We start from the raw sequence: 24,649 nt of genomic DNA, 5'->3' as shown, positions 1-24,649 counted from the left end.
GGGCAGGGACGGCGCGGACGCGGGTGGCGAGATCATGCCCTGCGACCAGCACGAGATCGGCTCGCTGTTCCTTTTCGAGAAGCTCTCGCCCGAGCAACTCTCCCGCCTGTGCGCCGAGGGACGGGTGGAGCGGTTCGGGCCCGGCCCGGTCTACACCGAGGGCGACCCGGCGACCTGCTTCTACGTGATGATCGAGGGCACCGTCGTCCTGGACCGGCGGGTCGGCGGCGACGCCGTGGAGGTGAGCCGCACCTCGCAGCGCGGCGTGTACGCGGGGGCCATGCAGGCGTATCTGGGCGACCGGGTGCCCCAGACGTACAACAACTCCATGCGGGTGACCGAGCCCACCCGGTTCTTCGTCATGCCCGCGCAGTCGTTCGCGGACATCATGGCCGAGTGGTTCCCGATGGCGGTGCACCTCCTCGAAGGGCTGTTCTTCGGCTCCAAGAACACCCAGCGCGCCATCGGGCAGCGTGAACGGCTCCTCGCGCTCGGCTCGTTGTCCGCCGGCCTCACCCACGAGCTCAACAACCCGGCCGCGGCGGCCGTACGGGCCACGGCGGCGCTCCGCGAGCGGGTCGGCAAGATGCGGCACAAACTGTCCGTCATCGCCCGCGGGCCCTACTCCCGGGAGGTACTCGCCGACCTCATCGAGATCCAGGAACGCACCGCGGAACGGGTCGCCAAGGCACCGGTGCTGAGCCCGCTGGAGGCGTCCGACCGGGAGGACGAGCTCGCCGACTGGCTGGAGGACCACGGCATCCCGGAGGGCTGGCGGTTCGCGCCCACCTTCGTCCAGGCCGGTCTGGACACGGACTGGCTGGAGCAGGTGGCGGCGACCGTGGCCGAGGACGTCCTGCCGGGGGCCGTCGGCTGGCTCAACTACACGGTCGAGACAGAGCTGTTGATGGACGAGATCGACGACTCCACCAACCGCATCTCCCACCTGGTGGACGCGGCCAAGCAGTACGCGCAGCTCGACCGTGCCCCGCACCGTGACGTCGACGTCCACGAACTCCTCGACAGCACGCTGCTGATGCTGTCCGCCAAGATCGGCTCCCGGGTGCGCGTCGTCAAGGACTACGACCGCTCCCTCCCCGCAGTGCCCGCCTATCCGGCGGAGCTGAACCAGGTGTGGACCAACCTGATCGACAACGCGGTGTCCGCCATCGGGAGCGCCGGTGGCGAAGGAGTCCTGACGGTCCGTACGGCCCGGGAGGGCGACCGGCTGCTCGTGGAGTTCCGCGACACGGGCCCCGGCGTCCCCGAGGAGATCCGCAGCCGCATCTTCGACCCCTTCTTCACCACCAAGCCGGTCGGCGAGGGCACCGGTCTCGGCCTCGACATCTCCTGGCGGATCGTGGTCAGCAAGCACCACGGGAGCCTCCAGGTCGAGTCCGTCCCGGGCGACACCCGGTTCCAGGTGCTGCTGCCGCTGACCGCACCCGACACCGAAACCGATACCGATACCGAAGCCGAGCCGGAATCAGAGCCCGGAACCGAGACCCACACCCACACCGCCGAGGAGCGCGCATGACCGAGATCGAGGGAATCGACCCGAGCGTCCCGCCCAGCGGCACGGGCTGCGGGGACTGCGACACGGTGGGCGGCTGGTGGTTCCACCTGCGGCGCTGCGCCCAGTGCGGCCACATCGGCTGCTGCGACTCCTCTCCGGCCCAGCACGCCACCGCGCACTGGAAGTCCACCGGGCATCCCCTCGTCCAGAGCTTCGAGCCGGGCGAGAGCTGGTTCTGGAACTACGCCACGGACGACCTGTACGACGCCGGACCCGCACTGGCCCCGCCGGACGGCCACCCGTCCGGCCAGCCCGCCCCCGGCCCGGCCGGCCGCGTCCCGCAGGACTGGCAGCAGCGCCTCCACCGCTGAGCTGCTGCGGCCCTGCGCGAGACGCTGCCGGCGCGCTGTCGAGGGCGGTCGGCGTCGGCGTCGGTGTCGGTGTCGGTGTCGGCGCAGGACGTGCCCTCGGCCGGACAGGAGGCGCCGTCCCCGTCGCGGACGAGTACGACGAGTCGACGATGTCCCCCTGAAGGGGGCGACTGACCGCCTCGCGCTCGGGGCTGTGGTCCGGACCAACACCTTGACGTGTCCATGGAGTGCCTCTAAGTTCCACGCTCGACGCGGAGTTCATTCTCCCGACCTGCGTTCAGATGGACGAACGAAAGGTGCCCCCCACACATGCGTCTCCGAACCCTGGTCGCCACCCTGGCGGCAGCCCTCGCCCTCACCGTGGCCCCGACGGCCGTCGCCGGACCGGAACCCGTCCCCAGCGCCCGCACCGCGGAGACGGCACCCGCCGCCCCCGCGGTCTTCACCCACCCCGGCGTCCTCGTCAGCGCCTCCCAGCTGGACTTCGTCCGGGCCAAGGTCCAGGCCGGCGCCCAGCCCTGGAAGGCCGCCTTCGACCAGATGATGGCGAGTCCCTACGCCTCGACGACCCGCACCCCCAAGCCGCGCGCGATCGTCGAGTGCGGCTCCTCCTCCAACCCCAACTACGGCTGCACCGACGAACGTCAGGACGCCGTCGCCGCGTACACCCAGGCCCTCGCCTGGTACATCACGCGCGACGCCCGGCACGCCAGGAAGGCGATCGAGATCATGGACGCCTGGTCGGCCGTGATCAAGGACCACACCAACTCCAACGCGCCGCTCCAGACCGGCTGGGCCGGCTCCTCCTGGCCCCGCGCCGCCGAGCTCGTCAAGCACACCTACACCGGCGGCTGGCCGAACGCCGGCCGCTTCGCGACGATGCTGCGCAACGTCTACCTGCCCGAGGTGTCGGGCGGCGCCGCCCTCACCAAGAACGGCAACTGGGAACTCATCATGACCGAGGCGGCGATCGGCATCGCCGTCCACCTCGACGACCGCGCCGCCTACGACAAGGCGGTCGCCACCTACCTCGGACGGGTCCCCGCCTACATCTACCTCGCCGGTGACGGCAGCACGCCCGAGCCGCCGCCGAACAGCTCCATCGACACCCGCGACGAGATCGTGAAGTACTGGCAGGGCCAGAGCACCTTCGCCGACGGCCTCTCCCAGGAGACCTGCCGGGACTTCGGCCACACCGGCTGGGGCATCGCCGCCGCCGTCCACACCGCGGAGACCAGCCGCATCCAGGGCCAGGACCTCTACCCCCAGGTCTCCGAACGGCTCCGCCACGCGCTCGGCTTCCACACCAAGTACGAGAACGGGACCGCGGTTCCGTCCTGGCTCTGCGGCGGCACCGTGAAGAAGGGCCTGGGAGCCGTCACGGAGGTCGGCTACAACGCGCTGCACCACCGCCTGGGCATCGGCATGACCAACACCGGGACCTACACCGAGGCCCGCAGGCCGGCGGGCACGGACAACTACTTCATCTCCTGGGAGACCCTGACCCACGCCGAGAACCCGAACTAGGCCGCGCCCCGGAGGCGCCGGCACTCCTCCTCACGGCGGTCCATGCGTAAAGTACGGGCGGGCGCGGTGAGATCAGATGGAGTTCATGTGACCGCGATCAGCCTTGAGCACACCGCCGTCCCCGCCGACACGGGCGAGGTGACCCTCCTCATAGCCCGTCGGGTGGAACCGGGCCACGAGGCGGCCTTCGAGCTGTGGGCCGAGGGCATCCTCGAAAGCGCCGCCGCCTTCCCGGGCCATCTCGGGTACGGGCTCTTCCGCTCCTCCGGCGGCGACGCCCCGTGGTTCCTCGTCCACCGCTTCCGGGACGAGGCGGCGTGCCGGGCCTGGCAGGAGTCTCCGGAGCGGGCGGCCTGGTTCGCCGGCTGCGAGGGGCACCACCACTCGGAGATCGCCCGGCGCACACTGACCGGCATGGAGACCTGGTTCGCGAAGCCCGGCTCGACGCGGCCCGCACCGCCGCGGTGGAAGATGGCGATCAGCGCGACCCTGGCGATCTACCCGATCTCGGTCCTGGGAAGCCTCGTGCTCATCCCCCGGCTGACCGCTCTCCCCCTCCTGCTCAGCAGCGCGATCGTCGCCTGTGTGTTCAACGTGCTCATGACATACGTGGCGATGCCCGCCGTGAGCAGACTCCTGCGCCGCTGGCTCACGCCGTAGCGCACCGTCATCTAAGATTCAGGGCGGCCTCAGGACCGCGGCTCGTCGCTGCGCGCGGCGGCCGCGGGACGGTCGGGCCGGCCAAGGCGCCGATCACGAGGATCCCCGGGAATCGGGTGACCACCGGTGTGCGTCTCATGGGTGCGGGTTCCCAGCTCAGCCGGCTCGCCCGCCCATGCGAAGAAGACCCCCAGGGAGAAGTGAGGTATGTCCGTGATCTGCGTCGGCGGCATGATCGGAATCGGCAAGACGAGTGTGGCCGAGCTGATCGCCAAGGATCTGGGCAGCGACGTCTTCTACGAGAGCGTGGACGACAATCCGATCCTTCCCCTCTTCTATACGGCGAGCCCCGAGGAGATCCAGGCGAAGCGCTACCCCTTCCTCCTCCAGCTGTACTTCCTCCAGACCCGCTTCGCCGCGATCAAGGAGGCCTACAAGCAGGGGGACAACGTCCTCGACCGCTCCATCTACGAGGACTGGTATTTCGCCAAGGTCAACCACGACCTGGGGCGGATCACCTCCCTGGAGATGCAGGTGTACGAGGGGCTGCTCGGCGAGATGATGCGCGAGATCGACGGTCTGCCCTACCGCAAGGCACCCGATCTCATGGTCTACCTCAAGGCCGACTTCGAGACCGTGCTGCACCGCATCGGCCTGCGCGGTCGCGACTTCGAACAGGACGAGAGCCTCGTCGAGTACTACCGGACCCTGTGGTCCGGCTACGACGACTGGGTGCACAAGCACTACTCGGCCAGCGAGGTCCTCGTCATCGACATGAACCACACGGACGTCGTCAACAACCCCGAGGACGCGGACCGCGTGGCCCAGGAGGTCAGGCAGGCCCTGGCGGCGGCGACCCGGCGGGACTGAGCCGGCCGGCGGGACACGCGGGGGCGCGGACTCGGCTGTGGCCGGAGTCCGCGCCCCCGTCGTCGGGGCTCAGCAGTCGACCGTGCCCCTGCGCAGCGCGTGGCCGCCGGTGTTGCTGTCGTCGGCCCAGTACACGGGCTTGGTGCCGCCGACGCACTCGTCGGCCCCGGCCACGGCGAAGCCCTCGTTGTTGAGGTCGGACATGCCGCTCGGGCGCTGGTAGGAGGCCGCGGGGGCGAAGGTGCCGGAGCTGCCGATCTTCATGGTCCTGTGCAGTCCGCCGCAGGTGTCGTCGCAGACCGTCCACAGCCGGGCGGCCTGCGGCTCCCACTGGAGCTCCATCACGCCGGCCATGCCACTGGCGACGGTGGCGACCCGGGTGGCGGTGCCGCTGTCCTGGAGGACGTACGCGTGGACCGCGCCGGTGCCCTCGACGCCGAGGAGGAAGACGCCGCCGGTGTGCGCGCCGTACCGGTTCGGGTCATAGGCCGCGCCGGTCGACTCGTCCTTGAAACCGGCCGCGACGAGGGTGGCGTCGGGGATCCAGGTGATCGCCTCGAAGCCGAGGTTGGAGCCCACGGCCGGCAGGCCGGCGGTCAGGTTCCACTCCTTCGTGGCGGTCAGGCCGGTACCGGTGCCGGTGGCGACCTCGTAGCGGAGGACGGACAGGCGGCTGGTGCCGGAGGCGTCGCCGTTGCGCTCGGTCGCGACGTACGCGCCGCCCGCGGCGCCGGCGGCGGTCAGGGTGACGGCCTCGCCGTCGGGGCTGCCGCTCCCGCCGGGGTAGCGCAGCGTCTTGCCGGAGGTCCAGCCGTTGGCGGTGTCCGGCCGCCAGCCGCCGGAGCCGTCGCGGACCAGACGCCACAGCTCGCCGGAGTTCTGGGCGGCCCAGAGGACGGAGCCCTCCTGGTACAGGCCGCTGAGGTCCTCGCCGAAGACGTTGGACCCGTCGGCCGTCGTCACGGAGCTTCCGCCGGGCCAGGACACCGGGTTCGTACCGCCACCGGAACCGCAGTCGTTCGGCGCGCCCAGCGTCAGGGCCGACTTCCCGAAGGCGCCCGTGCCGTCGGGGCAGCGCGACCAGGACGGGGCGGAGTGGGCGCTCCAGCTGTAGCTGTCGACGAGGGTGCTGCCGCCCGGCAGATAGAGGCGGGCCTTGTCGCTGGAACCGAGCCCGAACGCCGCGTCCACGGCGAACGCGCGTGCCGCCCCGGGGGCAAGACTCGTCCCGGCCGGAACGGTGAACGTGTGGCTCGCGTCGTTGTCCTTGAGGATCCAGCCGGAGATGTCGACCGCGGCCGCCCCCTTGTTGTACAGCTCGATCGAGTCGGCGACGCTGCCGGTCGTCACCACCTCGTTGATGCGGACGTCGTCCGCCGGAGCGGCGTGCGCGGTCGGCGTGACCAGCGTCGCGGCGGCGAGCAGCGTGGCACCGGCGACGGCGAGGCGGATCGGGGCGAGGCGACGACGCCCCCGGGGAGCGCGTACTTCGAGCACGGAGTGTCCGTCCTGAGAGAGGGGCGAAGGGCGTCACGAGACTCATGCCCGCGGCCGAACGCCGGTCGGCGGCGGACCCGTCGTCGTGTGAACGCCCGTCGAACGACAGGCCGCGCGCCCCGTCCCGGGGTCAGGTTCGCGGGCGGGTGGCCGTGACGATGTAGTAGTCGAGGTTGCCCTGCTCGTAGGCCTTCAGGAAGTTGCGGGGCCAGGTGCCCGGCTTCCACTGGTCCGACAGCCAGCGGTCCCAGCCCTGCCACACGTCCGGTCCGATCGACACGGCCCGCGCGTCCGCCAGGCCCGCCCGGGTGAACGCATCGGTCACGAGCGTGACGGGACGCGCGATGTCCAGCCCGTCCGCGAACGTCTCCAGGTACGACGCGAGCCGGGCTCCGTGATCCGGGTCGTCGTCCGGGGTGAAGAAGCTCGCGACGACCACCCGTCCACCGGGCCGCAGTACCCGGGCCGTCTCCCGGGTGAAGGCGATCATGTCGTCGAAGTGCTGGGCGGCCTCGACGCTGTAGACGCAGTCGAACTCGCCGTCACCGAACGGCATCTCCTCCGCCGCACCGCGGACGAACCGGAGCCCCGACGGCGATGCCCCCAGCAGATCCGCGTTGGCCCGGCGGGCACGGTCCAGCTGTTGCGGATGGATGTCCATTCCTGTCACCCGCTCCGGTCGGCACTCGCGCAGGGCGAGCGCACAGCCGACACCCAGCCCGCAGCCGATCTCGACGATCCGCCGGTCGGCGAGCGCACCGGCTGCGCCGAGCACCTGCCGGTACATGTCCTCCTGGCTGCGGACCCGGTCGTCGACCGTGAGCGGTCCGCCGAGGTCGATCGAGCGCCAGTACCCGAAGTTGATGAACCCCCCGGCGAACACCGGGACCGAACTGAGGTCGGCCGGACCGTACGTCTCCCGAACAGCGGCCCGCATGTGCACCGGCTCCACCACCCGCGTCACCTCCGCGGACAGTCTGACGGCCGGAGCCATCCCTGTCGACGGCGCCCCACTCCACCCGACCCGAAAGGACGCACGCACCGAGAGCGCCGAGCCGCCGCGGCTTCGCGGCACCGCGGCGCCGTCCTACGCCCCGCCGGGACCGGCACCCAGGTACGCCTCCCGTACCGCCGGGTCCGCGTGGACCTCGGCCGCCGACCCTTCGGCCAGCACCCGGCCGAGGTCGAGCACCACGACGCGGGAGCACAGCTCCATCACGAAGGCCACGTCGTGCTCGACGAGCAGCACCGCGCACTCCTCCTCGTCGGCCATACGACGGATGACGGCGGCGAGTCCGCGACGCTCCTCGGCGGTCGTCCCGGACGCGGGCTCGTCCAGGAGCAGGACCCGGGGCGGATCGGCGAGCGCGCGGGCCAGCTCGACCAGGCGAGCCTGCCCGACGGGCAGGCCGCCCGCGTACGAGTCGGCGAGTGCGCCGAGCCCGCACTCGTGGAGCACGGCGGCGGCCCGCTCCCGACGGCGGCGCGCCGCGGACCGTACTCCGCCCCGCCAGTCCTGTGCCACGACGAGATTGTCCGCGACGGTCAACTGCCCGAAGAGCTGCTGTCGTTGGAAGGTGCGACGGATGCCGTGCCGGGCCCGCCAGACGGGCGATCGGCGGGTGATGTCCGTACCGTCGTACGCGATCGTTCCCGCGTCCGGCCGCCGTATCCCCGACACCACGTCGAAGAGCGTCGTCTTGCCCGCGCCGTTCGGCCCGATGAGGCCGCAGATCTCCCCGGGGCCGACGGAGACGGTCACTTCGCGCAGGGCGTGGACGCCGCCGAAACGGACGTCGATCCCGCTCGCGCGGAGCAGAGGGTGGCTCATCGGCGTACTCCCGTCCCCAGGTAGGCCTCGGCGAGCCGGTCCCGGTCCACCTCGGACCGTGGCCCGGACCAGGCGATCCCGCCCTGTACGAGGTACGCGACGGTGTCGGCGATGCCGAGCACCTCGGCCGCCTTCTCCTCGACGAGGACCAGCGCGGTGCCGTGGTCGCGGAGTTCGGTCAGGAGGCGGAAGACCTCGTCCACGACGCGCGGCGCGAGGCCGAGGGACGGTTCGTCGGCGACGAGGACCGCCGGCGGTCGCTGGAGGAGCGGGGCGAGGGCGAGGAGCTGCTGCTCGCCGCCCGACAGGGACCCGGCGGCGACGGTGCGGCGGGCGGCGAGCGCGGGGAACCGCACGTACACGGCGTCGCGGTCCTCCGCTGCCGTGAGCTGCAGGGTCAGGTTCTCCTCGATCGACAGCCCGGCGAAGATCCCCCGCCCCTCGGGAGCCAGCCGCACGCCCCGGCGGGCCCGCGCGACCGTCACGTCGCGGGTGGCGTCCTCACCGCGCACCCGGACGAGCCCCCCGGTCGGCCGCACCAGTCCCGCCGCCACCCGGCAGAGGGTGGACTTCCCGGCCCCGTTGGGCCCGAGCAGCACCAGCACCTCGCCGCCGCGCACCACGAGGTCCACGCCGTGCAGCACAGGAGCGCCGCCGTACCCGGCGTGTACGCCGCTCAGTTCGAGCGCGACGCTCGGGCCGCTCGGCTTGAGCGCGCTCGGGCTGCTCAGTTCGAGCGCGCTCGGCGTCCCGCCGGGGCCGCTGCCCGTTCCTGGGACCGCGCTCCCGGTGCCGACGACATACGGCTCGGCCGTCCGCGCGCGGAGCGGCGCGGAGCCGCCGTCCCCGGCCGGCCGGGGGCCTCCCGCCTGTTCCGGGAGGTGGTGGTCCGCCCGCACCTCGCGGTGCGGGGGAACGACCCCCGGCACGGCCTCCCGCGCCGCCGCCCCCCGCCGTGCGGCGCGCCGGGCCGCTCGCCTCGACGGCAGCGCGGCGCAGTACCCGTCCGGGTCGTTCGCCAGCGCGAGCCCCGCCAGACCGAAGAGGATCACCGGCAGATGCGCGGACTCCGTCACGTACGTCGCCATCAGATGCGGGACCACCGCGAAGACCAGCCCCGCCACCACGGCGAACTGCGGCCTGCGCACCCCCGCCGCGACCACGACCGCCAGCCACACCAGGCCCGTCATCGCCGTGAAGTCCGTAGCCGTGATCCTGGTGTTGTACGAGGCGTAGAGCACCCCTCCGAAGCCCGCGAGGCCCGCCGACACCGTGAACAGCAGGAGCTTCGTCCGTACCACCGACACCCCCGACGCCGCGGCGGCCTCCGGCGCCGAGCGGACCGCCAGCATGGCCCGGCCCCAGCGGGAGCCGCGCAGCCGGGTGAGCAGCGCGACGAGCACCCCGCTGAGCAGCACGAGCGCGAGCCCCATGGCCCGGTCGTCACTCAGGTCGACGGGTCCGGCCACCGGCCGCGGGATCTCCCACCCGGTGTCGCCGTTGCGGAGCCACCCGAGCTGGAAGAGCACCTGGTCCGCCAGGAAGGCGAGCGCCAGGGTGGCCAGGGCCAGTGATCTGCCGCCCAGCCGCAGTGCGGGCAGCGCGACCACCGCGCCGAGCAGGGCGGCCGCCGCCGTGCCGACGGCCGCGGCCGCGACGAAGGGCCAGCCGTGGCTCATCAGCAGCCCCGCGACGAGTGCGGCGCCGGTCACGAACGTCGCCTGGGCGAGGGACACCATCGCACCGAGACCGGTGACCACCGTGAACGACATGAACACGAGCCCGATCGCGAGCCCTTGGGTCAGGATCCCGCTCCAGAAGGGGGTGGTGACGGTGTAGAACGCGGTGCCCAGGAGCGCTCCGGCCACCACCCAGGCGCCCCAGCGGCGGCCCCACCCCTTCCCGGCGAGATACTCCACCGGCGGTGGGTCCGCGGCCGCCGTGCCCGCCGCGCGGCGCCGCCGCCGTACCAGGACGACGAGCCCGGCGAAGAGGATGAGGAACGGTACGGCGGTGCGGAAGCCGGTGATGCCCTCGGCGAACGACGCGTACCCCGCCACGAGGTTCTGCAGCACCCCGAGCCCGAGGCCGCCCGCGAAGGCGAGTGGCACCGACGCGAAGCGTCCGAGGACCGCCGCGGTGGCCGAGACGAACAGGAACAGCGTGTAGTCGTGCGCGGAGAGCCCGAGGAGCGGGGTCGCGAGGACTCCGGCGAGGCCCGCGAGACCGGACGACAGCATCCACGCCGTCGAGGACAGCCGGTCCGCGCTGATCCCCCGCAGCTCGGTCAGCGCGCGGTTGTCGACCGCCGCGCGCAGCCGCAGGCCGAGCCGGGTGTGCCGCATCAGGACCCACAGGCCCGCCGCCGCGAGGGCGGTGACGATCCAGGTGATCAGCTGGTCGGAGTCGATGCCGACGCCGTCGAGCGGCTGCCAGGACACCGCGGGGCTCGGCCCGACGCCCGGCAGACCGAACTGGTTCTCGGCGGGCAGGACCGGGGCGCCCGCCCGCTCCAGGAGTTCGACGACCCACAGTCCGGCCGCGGGCAGCGCGACCAGCAGACCGATGGTGGCCACGATCTGCGCCGTCTCGCCGACCGTGGCGAGCTTTCTGAACATCAGCCGGTCCAGGCCCCAGCCGAGGCCGGGCGCCACCACGAACACCAGGAGCAGAGCGGTGGGGACGGCCGGCCAGCCGAAGCCGGAGTGGAGCTCGTAGAAGGCGAGCGCGCACAGATAGGCGGTGGCGCCGTGCGCGAAGTTGAAGAGCCCGGAGGCGGAGTAGGACAGCACGAGGCCGGTCGCGAGCAGCGCGTACAGCGCGCCCGAGACCAGCCCGCTCAGCACGAAACCCAGCAGGTCACCCACGTGACGCGCCCCTCAGCCGAAGGGGATCGGCGGATAGCACGTGAACGGCACCGCCACCTCGTACCGCCCGTTCTTCAGCTGGACGAGCGCCCCGCAGCCGAAGCTCTCCTTCTTTCCCTTGGGCAGGGTGCGGTCGCCGACGAGCGTGCCGGTGTCGGAGAAGCCGTTCGCCGCCGTCTGGAAGGACTCGACGGTGAGGTCCTTGCCCGCCTTCTCGGCGATCGAGAGGAAGAGGTCGGCGCTCATGTAGCCGGTGAGCATGTGCATGTTCAAAGGCACCTCCTTTCCGCCCGCCGCCTTCTTGATGTCGGCCTTGAACTGCCGCATCGCGGGGCTGTCCGACTCGAAGGGCTGGAACTGGAGCAGTACGTGCACCCCGTCGAGGGCCTGCTTCGTCGCGTCCTTCGCGAGCAGCCCGGGGTCGCAGTCCGTCGGGTCGGAGATGACCCCCTTGTAGCCGGACCGCTTGAGCGCGGTGAACAGGCCGATGTTGTACGGCGTCTGCATCACGGAGACCACGGCGTCGGGCGCGCCGCCGCCGGGGCCCGAGCGGAGGATCTCCTTGGTGTACGCCGACCAGTCGCTGGGCATCGAGGTCGCCGGCACCACGGCCTTGGCGTACGCGACCCGGAAGCCGGCCGCCTTGAAGCCCTGGGTGAAGGTGCGGATGCCGAACTTGCCGGCGTCGTTGTCGCCGGCGATCAGCGCGACGGACTTGCCGCGCGCACCCCCGAGCACGGCCGCGAGTCCTTCGGGCCAGGTCTGGTTGAGCGTGCCGCCGGGCATCGGGACGAGGCAGCCGTTGAAGCCGTAGAGGTGCGCCGGCCCGCAGAACGAGGGGAGCGTGCCCCAGCCCACCGTCGGGACCTTCTGGGCGTCGAGGAAGTCGGCCCCGGCGAAGGTGACCGAGCTCATGGGCGAGACGGCGAAGACCTTGTCCTGCTGGACGAGTTTGCGGGCCGCGGCCAGGTTCCTCGCGGGGTCCTGGCCGTCGTCCTCGGCCCCCAGGTACGCGATCCTCCGTCCGTTGATCCCGCCCTCGGCGTTGGCCCGGTCGTAGCGGGCCCGGGCGCCCAGGTCGGTGTCCTTCTTGGAGTAGCCGCTGGCGGTCGTCATGGAGACGATGCCTCCGACCTTGATCGTGTCGGCGGTGACTCCACGTATCGAGGAGGGGGTACCTCCACCTCCACCGCTGGAGGCGGAGTTGCAGGCGGTGACGAGGAGCAGGGCGAAGGTGGCGGCGATGACGCGCAACGGTCGAGGCACGGGCGATCCCTCCGTCGGGTGACCGCATTCTGTGACCGAACCGATGAGGCGTCAATGACTGATACAGCGTCAATTGACGAACCGTCAGAATCCCTGTGGGTCCACACCCACCATGACCGTCCGAGCCCTGCGGAACCGACGCGTCCGCCGCGCGTGCCGCCGGTGGCACGTGCACCCGCGAAGGGAGGGGAGACAGCCGCCCCGACCCCACGGCCACCGACTCCGGAAATGTGGAGGAGTTCAGTCCACCCTGTGAGTTTTCGGTCGGCAATTCCCCTCCCCCTCCGGCACCCGCATCGGTTCCGTACCGGTCCGACTCTTCAGTAACCAGCCTCTGACCAGCGAAAAGGTATTCACGGGGAGCGTCATCGCGGGCACCCCTCCCGTTTCCGCAGGCGGGGTATGGTCGGGCCCGCTCACTCGTCCGGTATTCGCCGAACATGTGGGCGACAAGCGAAACGGGCCACCTGCGGACCCCGCGTACGAAGACCGACCGACGACGTTCGAGGCGAGGCAGACCGATGGAAGCTCCGACCACCCCGTCGGCCGACGGCTCCGGCGCGGCCGCCGGCGGCGGTCAGGGCGGCGGCTGGTTCGGGCGGGATCCGGGGAAGGCGAGCGGCCCGCCGCGCCCCCCGGGCACCGGGCCCGGCGGGCCGGCTCCGGAGTCCGTACGGCCGCCGGAGAAGCCTCCGGCGCCGGCCGCCCCGGAGGCCTCGTCCGGTGCTGCGCTGCTGCGCCGCACGATGGCGGAGATCGAGCCGATCGCCGACCGGGTCACCTCGTACTTCTACGCACTGCTCTTCCTCCGCCACCCCGCCCTGCGGGAGCTCTTCCCCGCGGCGATGGACGCCCAGCGCGACCGCCTGTTCAAGGCGCTGCTCACCGCCGCGACCCACGCCGACGACCCCGCCACCCTGACCACGTACCTGACCCACCTCGGCCGCGGGCACCGCAAGTACGGCACGCTCCCCGGGCACTATCCCGCCGTCGGCGAGGCCTTGATCGGTGCCCTCGCCCGCCACGCGCCGGAGACCTGGGGGCCGCGGACCGAGGCCGCGTGGGTGGACGCCTACACCACGATCTCCCAGATCATGATCGACGCGGCGACCGAGGACGAGCTCCGTGCGCCCGCCTGGTGGCAGGCCGAGGTGGTCGCCCATGAGATGCGTACACGGGACATCGCGGTGGTCACGGTCCGGCCCGACGGGCCGTACCCCTTCCTCGCCGGGCAGTACACGAGCCTGGAGACCCCGTGGTGGCCCCGGGTCTGGCGGCACTACTCCTTCGCTTCCGCGCCCCGTTCCGACGGGCTGCTGTCCTTCCACGTCAAGGCCGTACCGGCGGGCTGGGTCTCCAACGCCCTCGTCCACCGCGCCCGCCCCGGGGACGTCGTCCGGCTCGGACCTCCCTCCGGTTCCATGACGGTGGACCACACCACCGACAGCGGGCTGCTGTGCCTCGGCGGCGGCACCGGCATCGCACCCATCAAGGCACTGGTGGAGGACGTCGCCCAGCACGGCCGGCCGCGCTCCGTGAACGTGTTCTACGGCGCCCGCGGGAACCAAGGGCTGTACGACATCGACACGATGCTCCGGCTGCAGCAGTCGCATCCCTGGCTCTCGGTGCGCCCGGTCCTGGACGACGGGCCCGCCGGCCTGCTGTCCGGAGGACTCCCGGAGGCGGTACGCGAGTACGGCCCGTGGCACACCTACGACGCGTACCTGTCCGGCCCGCCCGGAATGATCCGCCGCAGCGTCGACACCCTCGTGGGCATCGGCGTCCCCACCCATCGCATACGGCACGACTCCATCGAGGAACTGGTCGGGGCAACGAGTTGAGCACTTTCCGACAGGCCGGACCACGGCCGACGACCTCCGCACGCACCGTCCGGCCGGGCGGCGACGGCGAACATCTGGTCCAGCAGCGCATGGCGACCACGGAGCGCGCGGACCGCTTCTACGCCGCCCAGGTCCTCGACCGGCTGAACACCCGCATGCGCGAGTTCGTCGCCCGCCAGGAGATGTTCTTCCTGGCCACCGCCGACCGGCACGGCGCCTGCGACAACACCTTCCGGGCGGGCCCGCCCGGCTTCCTCCACGTGCTGGACGACAGGACGCTCGCCTACCCCGAGTACCGGGGCAACGGCGTCCACGCCAGCCTGGGCAACATCGAGGAGAACCCGCAGGTCGGCATCCTCATGGTCGACTTCCTCCGGGACCGCATCGGACTCCACGTCAACGGCTCGGCCAGGAGCCTCACCGACGAAGAGATGCGTCGCGCCCACCCGTGGCTCCCGGCCGACCAGGTACCCGGCCGACGGGCCGTGGTCTGGGTGGTGATCACCGTCGAAGAGGCCTACATCCACTGCGCCAAGCACATCCCCCACCTCCAGAAGGTTCCCGCGCACGGCCCCGGTCGCCCGTGGGGCACGGACGACGTCAAGCGCAAGGGCGGTGACTTCTTCGGAGCGGCCGCCGAAGCGCCGGAGCGGGGACCCTTCCTGCCCCCGCCCCGGGCGGACGCCGACGCGGCGACGTGGCGGGCGGAGGCGCAGAGGGCCCTGGCGAGGGCCGAACGCCTCGCCTCCGGTGCCCGCCACCGGGCCGGCACGGGTTCCGGCGCCGGCACGGTCGCCGGCGCCGAACCCGAGGTCGGGGCACAGGCATTCAGCGGCTGGTTCAACAGAAGCTCGTCGCTCTGAACCCTCACGCCACACCGCCCGTACTTGGCGCCGAACTGGGGAAACCGTCCGGCCGTATCCGCCGTCTTCTCAGCGGGGAGAACGTCAAGGACCGGCAAGGAGCAGCATTCATGGGGCTGAGGGGCAAGTACACCGCGCACATAGTCGTGGCGGCTTCGGCGGTCGCAATCAGTCTGGCGGCGTGGGGGGCCGCCGCGCTGGCGGACGGCGAAGCCGCCGCCCGGGCGGAGACGGGATCACACGGTCCCGCGCCCGCGGAACGGGCCAAGGAGCCGGCGGCGCCCGCGCCGGTGTCGCGGGTGAAGGTGCCCGAAGGCATCGCGCACGCCGCCGAGGCGGGTGGGAAGGCCGTGAACATCACCATCGATGACGGGCCCGACCCGCGGTGGACACCCCAGGTGTTGGACGTCCTCAAGGAGAACGGCGTCAAGGCCGTGTTCTGCATGGTCGGACCGCAGGCCAAGGCACACCCCGACCTGGTCCGGAGGGTCGTGGCGGACGGGCACCGGCTCTGCGACCACACCACGTCCCACGACACCACGATGGACAAGAAGTCCGTCGCCTACCAGAAGCAGCAGATCCTGGAGGCGAAGAAGATGATCGAGGAAGCGGCCGGCGGGGCTCGGGTGGAGTACTACCGGGCGCCGGGCGGTGCGTTCACGCCCAGCAGCCGGCGGATCGCCGCCGAGGCCGGGATGCGGCCACTGGGGTGGAACGTGGACACCAAGGACTTCGAGACGCCGGGCACGGGCGCCATCGTGGCCACGGTCAAGAACGAGCTGCCCAACGGGCCGACGATCCTCTTCCACGACGGCGGCGGTGACCGGGCCCAGACCGTCGCGGCCCTGAAGCAGGTGCTGCCGTGGCTCAAGCAGCAGGGCCGCACCTTCAGCTTCCCCGTACGGACCGCCCCCTGAAGTGCTGGGAGGCGGGGAGGAGTTCGGCGAGTCGCTCCCACTCCCGTACGGGCGCGAAGCCGGGTCCGGGGGTGACGAGGTGGAGGCTGACGTGGTCGGCCCCGGCGTCGAAGTGCTCCTGGACACGGCGGGCGATGTCCTCGGCACGGCCGTGGGCCACCAGTGCGTCGACCAGCCGGCTGTCGAGCGCGTCCGGGTTCGGGTGTCCCCGGCCGCGCAGCAGGTCGCGGCGGTTCGGCAGGGCGGCCGCGGCGGCGGTGCGGGCCAGGTCAGTGGTGCGGGCCCGGTCGGCGGTGTCCGCGCGATCGTGGCCCAGCACGCAGAGCTGGGTGATGGCCAGCAGGGCGTCCTCGCCGAGGACGGCCCTGGCTTCTCGGGTGTACGCGACGGGCATGCCCAGCACGGTCGCGCCCCGGGCGCGTTCGGCGGCGAGCGCGAGCATGGCGGGGTCCAGGGCGGCGAGCACCCGGTTCGGTGAGGCGGCCGTGCCGGGCGGTCCGAACGGGGCGTCGTCCAGCGCGTCGAGGTAGCTGCGCATGGTGGCCGCGGCCGGGCCGTAGTGGTGGCCCCGGACGGCCTCGGCCAGGCTGGGGTGGCTCTCCCACAGGCCGAGCAGGAACCGCCCGGGGAACGCCTCCTCCAGGGTGCGCTGCGCGGCGCCGGCCGTGACCGGGTCGCGGGCGTAGATGAGATGTCGGTCATGCCGGAGGCGACGGTGAGGTGCCGGGTGGCCGCCAGGAGGATCGCGGCCTGCGCCATGGCCTCCCGTCCGGTGGTCTCGGGGAACCACAGGGTGCCGAAGCCGAGGTCCTCGACCGCGGCGGCGGCTCTGCGGACCTCGGGTGCGGAGAGGTGGTCGAGATCCGCCGCCCAGATCCCGACGCGGCCGAGTCCGTGGGCGGGGACGGGGGCTGTGGCGGGGGCGCTGGCGGGGGTGTGGGCGGAGGTGCTCACGCGTCCTGCCCGGCGGTGCGGGCGGCGTGGAGGAACGCGGCGATCCGGGAGGCGCCGGTGCGGTCCAGCCAGGTGTCGAAGTCCATGGCGCCGGGATGGACTTCGCGGGTGCCGGTCGCACCCACCACCACGACGGTCTTCTCTGTCAGCTTCACGATCATCTCCATCGCGTTCATCGCGTTCGTCGCGTTTCGCGTTCATCGCGTTCATCGCGTTCGTCGCGTTATCGCGTCAATCGCGCCCATGGGGAAGGAAGACCATCCCCTAAGTGGGGTGGCACTCCGGTTACCGCTCGCTACGATATGGAGGGCCACCCCGTTTATCAACCCGTCAGGAGTGCCCGTGCACCGGGACGCCGCCACACCGCCCCGTCGACCGATGCGCGCCGACGCCCGCCGCAACGCCGAGAAGATCGTGGCCGCCGCCGGGGCCCTGGTCGCCGAGCACGGCGCCGACGCCTCCCTGGAGGAGGTCGCCCGCCGTGCCGGAGTCGGCTCCGCCACGCTGCACCGCCACTTCCCCTCCCGGCAGGCGCTCCTGGAGGCGGTCTTCAAGGACCGGGTGCAGTCCCTCTGCGCGAAGGCGGACGAGCTTCTCGCCGCACCCGACCCGGGTCAGGCGCTGTCCACCTGGCTGCACGCCGTCGGCGCGCACGCCGTGGCCAACCGGGGCCTGGGGGCTTCGCTGATGCGGGACGGCGACCCCGCGCTGGGCGAAACCTGCCACGACATGATCACCACGGCGGGAGACGCCCTCCTCACGCGCGCCCGGGCGGCGGACGCCGTGCGTGCCGGGATCACCATCACCCAACTGCTGAAGCTCGTCGGCGCCATCGCGCTGGCCACCGAGCGGGAGAGCGACGGCCCGGCCGAGGCCGACGTCCTGCTGTCGATCGCCCTCGACGGCGTACGCGCACACTGACCCCGCCCCTCACCGGGAGCGTGATGCGGCCGACGCGGGACGTCACAGCCAGGCCGTTGCCAGCCAGGTGGTGGCGGCCGCGGCGAGAAGGAGCGAGATGTTGAGGGCGACCTGACGGTCTCCCCGGCGCAGGTGAACCCCGGTCGCCCCGATCTGCAGGACCACGAACCCGATGGCCGCGGCAAAGGCCAGCCAGGACGCGACACCGGTCAGCGGCGGGAGGACCAGCCCGATCGCGCCCAGGACTTCGGTCACCCCGACGGCCCGGACGGCCGGCATCGGCGTGCTGTCCACCCAGGCCATCATCGGCCGGAGCTGTTCACGGCTCCGGGCCACCTTCACCCCGCCCGCGTACAGGTAGAAGAGGGCAAGCAGGCCGGCCACGATCCCATATGCGATGTTCACGGATTCCATCCAGGGTTGACAGCTGCGGGTGAACAGGTCGGCGCCGGAGTGTGCCGACGGCTTCCCGACTCACGTCGATTCCACCGCCGGGGCACGACAGCTGTCCAAGACCGATTCCGCGGCCTCGATACCGTACGGGTATCGTCACGCCATGGAGCTACGCACGCTGCGCTACTTCGTGGCGGTCGCCGAGGAACTCCACTTCGGCCGGGCCGCGGTCCGGCTGCACATGAGTCAGCCGCCTCTCAGCCGGGCGATCAAACGCCTGGAGGCCGAGGTCGGCGCCGCGCTGTTCGACCGGTCGTCCGCCGGTGTCACGCTCACTCCGGTGGGCGCGGTGCTGCTCGAAGAGGCACGCGGCCTGCTCGGCCGGGCCGACCGGGTACGAGAACGCGTGGCGGTCGCGGCCGGCGCCGCGCGCATCACCGTCGGCGTCCTGGGCGACAGCGCCGACCCGGGCATCGCCCGGCTGGCCGGCGCGTACCGTCGGCGCCACCCGCACGTCGATGTCCGCATCCGCGAAACCGACCTCGCCGATCCCACCTGCGGACTGCACGCCGGGCTGGTCGACCTCGCCCTGACCCGTGGCCCGTTCGACGAGACCGGCCTGACCGTGCGTACGCTGCGCGCCGACCCGGTGGGAGCGCTGCTGCGCGCCGACGATCCCCTGGCCCGCCGCGACGGCCTGGAGCTGTCCGACCTGGCGGACCGCCGCTGGTTCCGGTTCCCGGAGGGGACGGACCCCACGTGGCAGTCGTACTGGAACGGCGGAGAGCCTCGCCGGGGGCCGGTGGTGCGCGCCGTCCAGGAATGCCGGCAGGCGGTCCTGTGGAACGGCACGGTGGGCATGACCCTCGTGGACCACGAGCCGGGCAAGGGGCTCACCGTGGTTCCGCTGACCGACATGCCGCCGAGCCGCGTGGTCGCGGCATGGAACGAGGGAGACCCGAATCCGTTGATCCGCTCGTTCGTCGAGCTCGCGACCGTCGCCTATCGGGCCTGAGTACCGCCCGCTACTTGCTCCGCAGCTCGCCGAGCGGGCTGGGGGCTGCTTCCAGGGCGGCGGCCGCCGCCTCCCAGCCGGGGTCCTCCGGACAGAGGGCGCTGCGCAGGAACGCCGTGGTGAGGCGCTGGATCACGGCGACGCGTTCGGGGCTCTCGTCCGTCGTCTCGGCGACCTCGTATCCGGGGACGCCGCCGAGCGAGTGCTCCGCGCCGAACAGCGTGAGCAGGCTCTTTCTTCCGGGGCTGTGGGTATAGGGGTCGGTGAACCAGTCCGGTCCGCGCGTGGACAGGTGGGACCGGTCGTGGTCACCGGCGACGATGAGGGCCGGTGCGGTCATGGTGCCGAAGGACGGCTTCATGAAGGGGAAGTGTTCGGCGGCGAACGGAGTCAGGTCGTCGCCCAGCCCGGTCAGCGCCAGCAGCACACCCGCCTTGACGCGGGGGTCGGACAGGTCCTCGCCGGGAACGCCGTGGGAGTCGAGGACGCGCGCGCCCAGCAGCGTGCTCGCCGTCTGGGCTCCCCAGGAGTGGCCGGCCACGGCGACGCGGTCGCGGTCGAGGCGTCCGGCGAGGCCCGGCACCGCGGCTTCCAGTGCGTCGAGTCCGTCCAGTACGCACGTGAGGTCCTCGATACGGAAGCGCCAGATCCGCGGTGTACGGGGGTCCTCGGCGGGGAGGGCGAGCGTCCTGGAGTCGAGGTGGGTCGGCTGGACGACCACGAAGCCGTGGGCGGCCCAGAAGTCCGCCAGCGGGGCGTAGCCGTTCATCGACCAGCCGAAGCCGTGCGAGAAGACGATGACGGGCAGGTCGTCGCCGGTCGCGGGGGCGGACACGCGGACCTGGAGGTCCGCGCCGCGACCCGGCGCGGTGGGCAGGACGAGCGGCATCGCGGATATGACCGTGGAGGGCGCGTTCGCGGTCTCAGTGAAGTTCATTTCCAGTTCCAGGCCTTCCGGTCGGTGCTTTCGCACTCTTGGTTCGGGGGCCGACGGCCGGTGGCGCCCGCGGCGGGTCGCCGCGGGTCTGCCATCATGAATGAAACGGAACGTCGTTCCGGAAACAATACGGAACGCTGTTCCGTTTTTCAAGACCGGTTACGGAAGGAGGGTTCGGTGAACGACATCGACCAGGCCCCGGGAAGCTCAGCCAGGTCCACGCGCAAGGACGCCCGGCGCAACCAGCAGACCTTGCTGGACGCGGCCGCCGCGGTCTTCGTCACCTCGGGCGTGGAGGCCCCGGTGCGCGACATCGCGGCCGAGGCCGGCGTCGGGGTGGCCACGATCTACCGCCACTTCCCCACCCGCGCCGACCTCGTCATCGCCGTCTACCGCCACCAGGTCGAGGCCTGCGCCGAAGCCGGCCCGGCTCTGCTGGCGAGCAGCCGGACACCGCACGCCGCCCTCGCGCGGTGGGTGGACCTCTTCGTCGACTTCCTGGTCACCAAACACGGCCTCGCCGCCGCGATGCAGGGAGACAGCGCCGGCTTCGAGACGCTGCACGCCTATTTCCTCGACCGCCTCCTGCCGGTGTGCGCCCAACTCCTCGACGCCGCCACCGCCTCCGGCGAGATCCGCTGCGGCGTGGACGCCTACCCGCTCATGCGCGGCATCGGGAACCTCTGCATCGGAGCCGAGAGCGATCCCCGCTACGACGCGCGCCGACTGGCCGCACTCCTGGTCGCGGGACTACGCCAAGAAGGCTGACCGCGATGCCCGCCGAAGGGCGGGCCGCAGCCGGGCGGCGAGGGCCCGGGGCGGGGCACAGGCGCCCGGACGCCCGGACAAGGCCCCGGCGGCCCGCCCGCCCGGACGGCGCGTCAGACGATGGCGAGCCGGTCCACCAGCAGCTGCGTCCTCAGCTCGGCGTCCTGCGGCGGCAGCCGTCCCGCCCGGGTCAGGGTCGCCAGCCCGTGCAGGGCCGCCCAGAACACCTCGGTGAACAGCCCCGGGTGGACGCCGTCCCCGGCGACCTCGTCGAGGCTCTCCAGCAGGGCGGCGAACCCATCCTTGAGAGGCTCCGGCGTGTCCTCGTCCGCGAAGGCCAGACCGCCGTCGAGCTGGAACATCGCGTCATAGACCGCCGGGTTGCGTGCCGCGAAGTCGAGATAGGCGCGGGCCAGGGCGGCGACCCGGGCGCGCGGGCCATCCGCAGCAGAGGTCGCGGCGGCGGACGCGGCGGAGGACGCGGCCCGCAGCGCCGCCGCCATCTCGGCGGCGCCGTCGAGGGCGACGGCGCCGATGATCTCGCGCTTGCCGCGGAAGTGGCTGTAGAGGACGGGCTGGCTGTATTCGATGCGCTCGGCGAGCCGGCGGGTGGTGACCGCGTCCCAGCCCTGCTGCTCGGCGAGTTCGCGGGCCGTGGCCACGATGAGGCGTTCGCGGTCCGCCCGTTCGCGTTCCTTGCGTTCCTGTACCGACATAACTCGACCCTAGCATCGCTAGACAATCGAGCGGCAGCAGCACTAGCGTTGCCTCGACAGCTAGCGGCGCTAGATCCCAGGAGGGGTCATCATGCTCAACGCACTTCAGGTCGTCACCACCGTGGTCGTCGGCGTGATGGTGGGGGTGGAGTTCTCCGTCGCCTTCGTCATCAACCCGATCCTCAACGCCCTCCCCGAGGACAGCGGCATACTCGGCCGCGCCCACGGGGGCCGGATGCTCGGCGCCGTGATGCCGGTCTGGTACATCTCCTCGCTCATCCTGGTCGCGGCCTGGGCCGCCGCCGCGTGGCACGACCCCGGCACCCAGTTCGTCGTCACCGCCGGCGCACTGCTGGCCCTCAGCGTGATCATGTCGATCCTGCTGCTCGTACCGATCAACAACCGGGGCAAGACCTGGACCCCCGAGAACCGGCCCGCCGACTGGAAGCAGCAGAAGAACCGCTGGGACCGCCTCCACTACGTCCGCGTCGCCGTCATCATCGCCGCCTTCGCCCTGCTGGCCACCGCCCTCGTCTGAGCCCGCCTGCGCGTAGACCGTGAGCGCTGCATCGGTGCCGGGATGTGCGCGATGACCGCCCCCGAGGTGTTCGACCAGGACGAGGACGACGGCCTCGTACTCCTGCTGCACGCCGAGCCGCCCACCGCCCATCGCGCGGCCGCGCAATTGGCCGCCGGCGTCTGTCCCTCCGGGGCGATCACCCTGGACGAGCCCGAATCCGGCCGCTCCTAGGCCTCGGCGGCGTGGCCGTGTCCGGAGGCGGGAGCCGGAGCCGGAGCCGGAGCCGGAGTCGGAGTCGGAGTCGGAGTCGGAGTCGCTGCGAGGATGCGTTCGGCCCAGAGCGTCTTGCCCCGTCCGGAGGGTCTCACGCCCCAGCGCTGGGTGAGCTGGGCCGTGATGAACAGGCCCCGGCCGTTCTCGTCCGTGTCCAAGGCGCGCCGGAGGTGGGGACTGGCATTGCTGTCGTCGGTGACCTCGCACACGAGCGAGCTGTCGCGGATGAGGCGCAGCCGGATCGGCCCCTTCGCGTAGCGCACGGAGTTGGTGACCAGCTCGCTGACCACGAGCGCGGTGTCGTCGATGACGTCCTGGGTCAGTCCCCACTCGGCGAGTTGGTCCGCGGCTCGCCGGCGGGCCTGCGCGGCGCTCTCCGGGGTGTTGGGAAACGTCCAGGCTCTTGTACGGGAGCCGTCCAGGGTCCGCGTACGGGCGAGCAGCAGGTAGGCGTCGCGAGGGGGCTGCTGGGGCGCGAGGGCCTCCGCACACGCGTCGCACGCGGCTTGAAGGGAGGGCCGCGGTACGGCGAACAGGTCGCTCAGCAGGCTCAGCAGCGATTCCTCGGCACCGCCGACGGAACCGGTCAGCAGCTCGGTGTTGTAGATCAGCAGCATGGTGCCCTCGGGCAGGGCACGCTCGGTGAGCGCGTAGTCCGCGAGCCCCTGGCCCAGCGGGGGCCCCGCCGCCACATCGAGCAGCTCGACGTCTCCGCCCGGATGCACCAGGACCGGTGACGGATGTCCCGCACTCGCCGCGGTGCACAGGCGGGTGACCGGGTCGTAGACGAGGCAGAGGCAGGTCGCGGGAGCCGCGTCACCGCCGTCGGGCCCCGTCGCCTCCGAGAGCGTACTGGGGCGGCTGGCCAGGTCGTGGAGGCGGAGGAGGATCTCGTCCGGCGGCAGATCGAGGTCGGCCAGCGCCTCGATCGCCGCGCGGACCTCGCTCATCGCCGCCGGGCCCGATGTCCCGGAAGTGGTGTCCCCGGCGACGAGGGCGACCCGGGATCCGGAGAGCGGGATGGCGTCGAACCAGCCACCACCCGTGCCGGCCGGCAGATGGGTGTGGGCGAGTTCGACGGCCGTGTCGACAGAGGCCCGCGCCTGGGCGAAACCCCCGGACAGGATGCGGGCCGCCGAGCGCTCACGCCCGTAGAGGCGGGCGTTGTCCAGGCACTGGGCCGCGTGAGTGGTGAGCTGCCGCGCGAGTCGCAGGTCGCGGTGGTCGAACGGGGCAGGATTACGCCACCGGTAGAAGCAGGCCAGGCCGAGCACCACACCCCGCGCTCGGATCGGGACCAACAGCATCGAGTGCACCCCCGCGCTCAGGAGCCGGGCATCACGAGGGCGTGCGGGATCGAGCCAGCCGGAGTCCGGGCGCAGTTGTCGGATCAGCTTGGGTGCCAAGGTGTCCAGGACCGTGCGGTGAGGCGTGCCGATCGGGTACACGTCGACCTCGCCGACGACGGGGACGCCCTCGTGGTCCAGTCCGGCGACCGAGCGGTACCCGGCCCGCCGAAGAGTGGGATCCCGGTCGGCCGCGTCCGCGGCGGGAGCCCTGCCGCGCAGGACCGCGTCGTAGACGTCGACGGTCACGGTGTCGGCCAGGGCCGGAGAGGCGACCTCGCAGAACTCGGCCGCCGTACGAAAGACGTCGAGCGTGGTACCGATCCGTGCGGCCGCGTCGTTCAGCAGGCGCACCTCCGCTTCCGCCCGCCACCGGGCGGTGACGTCGGTCAGCGCGGCGGCCAGACCCAGCACGGCGCCGTCGGCCCGCTGCAGCCGGAACACGGACGCCGAGACGACTGCCACGATCGCGGGGTCGCGTCGGTCCCGGACACGGATGCTCAGATCGAGCTCGGTCTTCCCGGTTTCCAGGACGCGCCGGGCTGTCCGTTCCACGACCGCCGGGTCGGTGATGTCGAAGGACCGCAGGATCTCCGGCAGCGAACGGCCGAGCAGCCGCTCGGCCGAGAACTCCCGCATCATCCCGGCGGCTGTGTTCACCCGCATCAGCCGCAGCTCCCGGTCGTAGACGTGCAGGCCCACGGGCGACTGGGAGAACAGCGCGTCCAGTACGGCGTCCTCCAGCCCCTCCATCGCGGACCCGGTGTCCGGGTGATCCTC

General features: G+C 72.1%; 24 protein-coding genes. 13 read left to right on the top strand and 11 right to left on the bottom strand.

Features of this window, described 5'->3' with window-relative positions:
• Window positions 1-34 precede the first annotated feature (34 nt).
• The 5 genes from N5875_RS34455 to N5875_RS34435 all read left to right on the top strand — a co-directional run bounded on the left by N5875_RS34455 (window position 35) and on the right by N5875_RS34435 (window position 4,944).
• Window positions 35-1,537 carry an ATP-binding protein gene (locus tag N5875_RS34455; protein ID WP_338499351.1) on the top strand — a complete coding sequence of 501 codons (1,503 nt, stop codon included), beginning with the start codon at window positions 35-37 and terminating at the stop codon, window positions 1,535-1,537.
• Entirely contained in the window at window positions 1,534-1,887 is a 354-nt protein-coding gene (locus N5875_RS34450) for a UBP-type zinc finger domain-containing protein (protein WP_318206343.1), read from the top strand. The genes N5875_RS34455 and N5875_RS34450 overlap by 4 nt, the downstream gene beginning before the upstream one ends.
• 309 nt (window positions 1,888-2,196) lie before the next feature.
• The gene (locus tag N5875_RS34445) at window positions 2,197-3,414 is read left to right on the top strand and encodes an alginate lyase family protein (protein WP_338498164.1); all 1,218 of its coding nucleotides are present in this window, start codon (window positions 2,197-2,199) and stop codon (window positions 3,412-3,414) included.
• An 87-nt stretch (window positions 3,415-3,501) separates the two neighbouring features.
• Window positions 3,502-4,074 carry an antibiotic biosynthesis monooxygenase gene (locus N5875_RS34440; protein ID WP_318206345.1) on the top strand — a complete coding sequence of 191 codons (573 nt, stop codon included), beginning with the start codon at window positions 3,502-3,504 and terminating at the stop codon, window positions 4,072-4,074.
• 207 nt (window positions 4,075-4,281) lie between these two features.
• A complete protein-coding gene (locus N5875_RS34435; RefSeq protein WP_338498163.1) occupies window positions 4,282-4,944 on the top strand; it encodes a deoxynucleoside kinase in 663 nt (220 codons plus the stop codon).
• A gap of 69 nt (window positions 4,945-5,013) precedes the next feature.
• Here N5875_RS34435 and N5875_RS34430 read toward each other — a convergent pair whose 3' ends face one another.
• The 5 genes from N5875_RS34430 to N5875_RS34410 form a co-directional block, all read right to left on the bottom strand.
• Window positions 5,014-6,396: a lamin tail domain-containing protein gene (locus tag N5875_RS34430; protein ID WP_338499349.1), complete on the bottom strand. Its 1,383-nt coding sequence runs from the start codon at window positions 6,394-6,396 to the stop codon at window positions 5,014-5,016.
• A 175-nt stretch (window positions 6,397-6,571) separates the two neighbouring features.
• On the bottom strand, window positions 6,572-7,378 hold the full coding sequence (locus N5875_RS34425; protein ID WP_338498160.1) for a class I SAM-dependent methyltransferase: 807 nt from the start codon (window positions 7,376-7,378) through the stop codon (window positions 6,572-6,574).
• A 150-nt stretch (window positions 7,379-7,528) separates the two neighbouring features.
• Window positions 7,529-8,272 carry an ABC transporter ATP-binding protein gene (locus N5875_RS34420; protein WP_338498159.1) on the bottom strand — a complete coding sequence of 248 codons (744 nt, stop codon included), beginning with the start codon at window positions 8,270-8,272 and terminating at the stop codon, window positions 7,529-7,531.
• Window positions 8,269-11,139 carry an ATP-binding cassette domain-containing protein gene (locus tag N5875_RS34415; protein ID WP_338498156.1) on the bottom strand — a complete coding sequence of 957 codons (2,871 nt, stop codon included), beginning with the start codon at window positions 11,137-11,139 and terminating at the stop codon, window positions 8,269-8,271. The genes N5875_RS34420 and N5875_RS34415 overlap by 4 nt, the downstream gene beginning before the upstream one ends.
• 12 nt (window positions 11,140-11,151) lie before the next feature.
• Entirely contained in the window at window positions 11,152-12,405 is a 1,254-nt protein-coding gene (locus tag N5875_RS34410; protein ID WP_338498155.1) for an ABC transporter substrate-binding protein, read from the bottom strand.
• Between the two features lie 521 nt (window positions 12,406-12,926).
• On the opposite strand from N5875_RS34410, the gene N5875_RS34405 reads away from it, so the two are divergent.
• The 3 genes from N5875_RS34405 (at window position 12,927) to N5875_RS34395 (ending at window position 16,026) form a co-directional block, all read left to right on the top strand.
• Entirely contained in the window at window positions 12,927-14,246 is a 1,320-nt protein-coding gene (locus N5875_RS34405) for a globin domain-containing protein (RefSeq protein ID WP_338498153.1), read from the top strand.
• A gap of 89 nt (window positions 14,247-14,335) precedes the next feature.
• Complete coding sequence (locus N5875_RS34400; protein ID WP_338499348.1) at window positions 14,336-15,109, top strand: pyridoxamine 5'-phosphate oxidase family protein; 774 nt, start codon at window positions 14,336-14,338, stop codon at window positions 15,107-15,109.
• A 110-nt stretch (window positions 15,110-15,219) separates the two neighbouring features.
• Window positions 15,220-16,026 carry a polysaccharide deacetylase family protein gene (locus N5875_RS34395; protein ID WP_318206352.1) on the top strand — a complete coding sequence of 269 codons (807 nt, stop codon included), beginning with the start codon at window positions 15,220-15,222 and terminating at the stop codon, window positions 16,024-16,026.
• Here the strand turns inward: N5875_RS34395 and N5875_RS34390 are convergent.
• Window positions 15,998-16,816, bottom strand: a complete 819-nt coding sequence (locus N5875_RS34390) for an LLM class flavin-dependent oxidoreductase (protein WP_338498150.1) — start codon at window positions 16,814-16,816, stop codon at window positions 15,998-16,000. The genes N5875_RS34395 and N5875_RS34390 overlap by 29 nt on opposite strands.
• Window positions 16,817-16,976: 160 nt before the next feature.
• Window positions 16,977-17,135, bottom strand: coding sequence for a hypothetical protein (locus N5875_RS34385; RefSeq protein WP_338498147.1), 159 nt, complete (start codon window positions 17,133-17,135; stop codon window positions 16,977-16,979).
• Window positions 17,136-17,358: 223 nt separating this feature from the next.
• On the opposite strand from N5875_RS34385, the gene N5875_RS34380 reads away from it, so the two are divergent.
• A complete protein-coding gene (locus N5875_RS34380; RefSeq protein WP_318207329.1) occupies window positions 17,359-17,901 on the top strand; it encodes a helix-turn-helix domain-containing protein in 543 nt (180 codons plus the stop codon).
• 42 nt (window positions 17,902-17,943) lie between these two features.
• Here the strand turns inward: N5875_RS34380 and N5875_RS34375 are convergent, their stop codons facing one another.
• Window positions 17,944-18,306, bottom strand: coding sequence for a DoxX family protein (locus N5875_RS34375; RefSeq protein ID WP_338498145.1), 363 nt, complete (start codon window positions 18,304-18,306; stop codon window positions 17,944-17,946).
• Between the two features lie 151 nt (window positions 18,307-18,457).
• On the opposite strand from N5875_RS34375, the gene N5875_RS34370 reads away from it, so the two are divergent.
• Window positions 18,458-19,309 (top strand): LysR substrate-binding domain-containing protein, encoded by an 852-nt coding sequence (locus tag N5875_RS34370; RefSeq protein WP_338498143.1) that lies wholly within the window; start codon window positions 18,458-18,460, stop codon window positions 19,307-19,309.
• A 10-nt stretch (window positions 19,310-19,319) separates the two neighbouring features.
• Here N5875_RS34370 and N5875_RS34365 read toward each other — a convergent pair whose 3' ends face one another.
• The gene (locus N5875_RS34365) at window positions 19,320-20,246 is read right to left on the bottom strand and encodes a chlorophyllase (RefSeq protein WP_338498142.1); all 927 of its coding nucleotides are present in this window, start codon (window positions 20,244-20,246) and stop codon (window positions 19,320-19,322) included.
• A 177-nt stretch (window positions 20,247-20,423) separates the two neighbouring features.
• Here N5875_RS34365 and N5875_RS34360 point away from each other — a divergent pair, with 177 nt between their 5' ends.
• On the top strand, window positions 20,424-21,014 hold the full coding sequence (locus N5875_RS34360) for a helix-turn-helix domain-containing protein (protein WP_338498141.1): 591 nt from the start codon (window positions 20,424-20,426) through the stop codon (window positions 21,012-21,014).
• A 113-nt stretch (window positions 21,015-21,127) separates the two neighbouring features.
• On the opposite strand, the gene N5875_RS34355 is transcribed toward N5875_RS34360, so the two are convergent.
• Window positions 21,128-21,730, bottom strand: a complete 603-nt coding sequence (locus N5875_RS34355; RefSeq protein ID WP_338498139.1) for a TetR/AcrR family transcriptional regulator — start codon at window positions 21,728-21,730, stop codon at window positions 21,128-21,130.
• A 91-nt stretch (window positions 21,731-21,821) separates the two neighbouring features.
• Here N5875_RS34355 and N5875_RS34350 point away from each other — a divergent pair, with 91 nt between their 5' ends.
• Together N5875_RS34350 and N5875_RS34345 are read left to right on the top strand one after the other, a co-directional pair.
• On the top strand, window positions 21,822-22,268 hold the full coding sequence (locus N5875_RS34350; protein WP_338498136.1) for a DUF1772 domain-containing protein: 447 nt from the start codon (window positions 21,822-21,824) through the stop codon (window positions 22,266-22,268).
• Between the two features lie 6 nt (window positions 22,269-22,274).
• Complete coding sequence (locus N5875_RS34345) at window positions 22,275-22,481, top strand: ferredoxin (protein WP_338499347.1); 207 nt, start codon at window positions 22,275-22,277, stop codon at window positions 22,479-22,481.
• Here the strand turns inward: N5875_RS34345 and N5875_RS34340 are convergent.
• A complete protein-coding gene (locus tag N5875_RS34340; protein WP_338498133.1) occupies window positions 22,478-24,622 on the bottom strand; it encodes a SpoIIE family protein phosphatase in 2,145 nt (714 codons plus the stop codon). The two genes, N5875_RS34345 and N5875_RS34340, sit on opposite strands and share 4 nt — an antisense overlap.
• Window positions 24,623-24,649 lie beyond the last annotated feature (27 nt).

The organism is Streptomyces sp. SJL17-4 (genome assembly GCF_036826855.1).
GTDB lineage: Bacteria > Actinomycetota > Actinomycetes > Streptomycetales > Streptomycetaceae > Streptomyces.
Note: the sequence above shows the minus strand (reverse complement) of the source record. Positions and strands in the feature narration are given on the sequence as shown.